General features: G+C 55.0%; 1 rRNA gene (only partly in view). It reads left to right on the top strand.

Annotated elements, in window-relative coordinates:
- Window positions 1-59 precede the first annotated feature (59 nt).
- Window positions 60-1,690: ribosomal RNA gene (locus AC0B44_RS21100) — 23S ribosomal RNA — on the top strand (it continues 1,281 nt past the right edge of the window).

Here is a 1,690-nt window from a genome sequence, read left to right as displayed (position 1 = left end):
TGCGGTAGGGGTTGTTGTGTGTTGTTTGAGAACTGCACAGTGGACGCGAGCATCTTTGTTAGTAAGTGTTTATGAGCGTACGGTGGATGTCTTGGCACCAGGAGCCGATGAAGGACGTGGGAGGCTGCGATATGCCTCGGGGAGCTGTCAACCGAGCTGTGATCCGAGGATTTCCGAATGGGGAAACCCAGCACGAGTGATGTCGTGTTACCCGCATCTGAATATATAGGGTGTGTGGAGGGAACGTGGGGAAGTGAAACATCTCAGTACCCACAGGAAGAGAAAACAACATGTGATTCCGTGAGTAGTGGCGAGCGAAAGCGGAAGAGGCTAAACCGTGTACATGTGATACCTGGCAGGGGTTGTGTATGCGGGGTTGTGGGGTTCATTGTGTCGGCGCTGCTGAGCCGGCCAACAGTAAGAAATCATCGTGTTAGTCGAAGTGGTCTGGAACGGCCTGTCGTAGAGGGTGAGAGTCCCGTAGACGAAAACATGGTGACTGTTGATGTGAATACCCAAGTAGCACCGGGCCCGTGAAATCTGGTGTGAATCTGTCGGGACCACCCGATAAGCCTGAATACTCCCTGGTGACCGATAGCGGACAAGTACCGTGAGGGAAAGATGAAAAGTACCCCGGGAGGGGAGTGAAATAGTACCTGAAACCGTGCGCTTACAATCCGTCAGAGCTGATGCAACCTTTGGTGGTTGGTTGGTGATGGCGTGCCTTTTGAAGAATGAGCCTGCGAGTTAGCGGCATGTCGCGAGGTTAACCCGTGTGGGGTAGCCGTAGCGAAAGCGAGTCCGAATAGGGCGACGTAGTGGCATGTTCTAGACCCGAAGCGGAGTGATCTACCCATGGCCAGGGTGAAGCGACGGTAAGACGTCGTGGAGGCCCGAACCCACTTAGGTTGAAAACTGAGGGGATGAGTTGTGGGTAGGGGTGAAAGGCCAATCAAACTCCGTGATAGCTGGTTCTCCCCGAAATGCATTTAGGTGCAGCGTCGCGTGTTTCTCACCGGAGGTAGAGCTACTGGATGGTCTAGGGGGCCTACAAGCTTACCGAAATCAGCCAAACTCCGAATGCCGGTGAGTGAGAGCGCGGCAGTGAGACTGCGGGGGATAAGCTTCGTAGTCGAGAGGGAAACAGCCCAGATCGCCGGCTAAGGCCCCTAAGCGTGTACTAAGTGGAAAAGGATGTGGGATCGCTGAGACAACCAGGAGGTTGGCTTAGAAGCAGCCACCCTTGAAAGAGTGCGTAATAGCTCACTGGTCAAGTGGTTCTGCGCCGACAATGTAGCGGGGCTCAAGTACACCGCCGAAGCCGCGGCATTCACATAACACCCGCATGTTTCTATGGAAGTGTGTGCAGTGGTGTGGATGGGTAGGGGAGCGTCGTGTGGCCATGGAAGCATCGGGGTGACCTAGGTGTGGAGGCCATGCGAGTGAGAATGCAGGCATGAGTAGCGAAAGACGAGTGAGAAACTCGTCCGCCGAATGACCAAGGGTTCCTGGGCCAGGTTAATCCGCCCAGGGTGAGTCGGGACCTAAGGCGAGGCCGACAGGCGTAGTCGATGGACAACGGGTTGATATTCCCGTACCCGTGTGAACGCGCCCATGATGAATCATCGGTACTAACCGTCCAAAAGTTGTCTGTGTTCCTTCGGGAGTGCAGGTGATGGATGCACGGGAT

This window comes from Rhodococcus sp. NPDC019050 (assembly GCF_055664235.1).
Note: the sequence above shows the minus strand (reverse complement) of the source record. Positions and strands in the feature narration are given on the sequence as shown.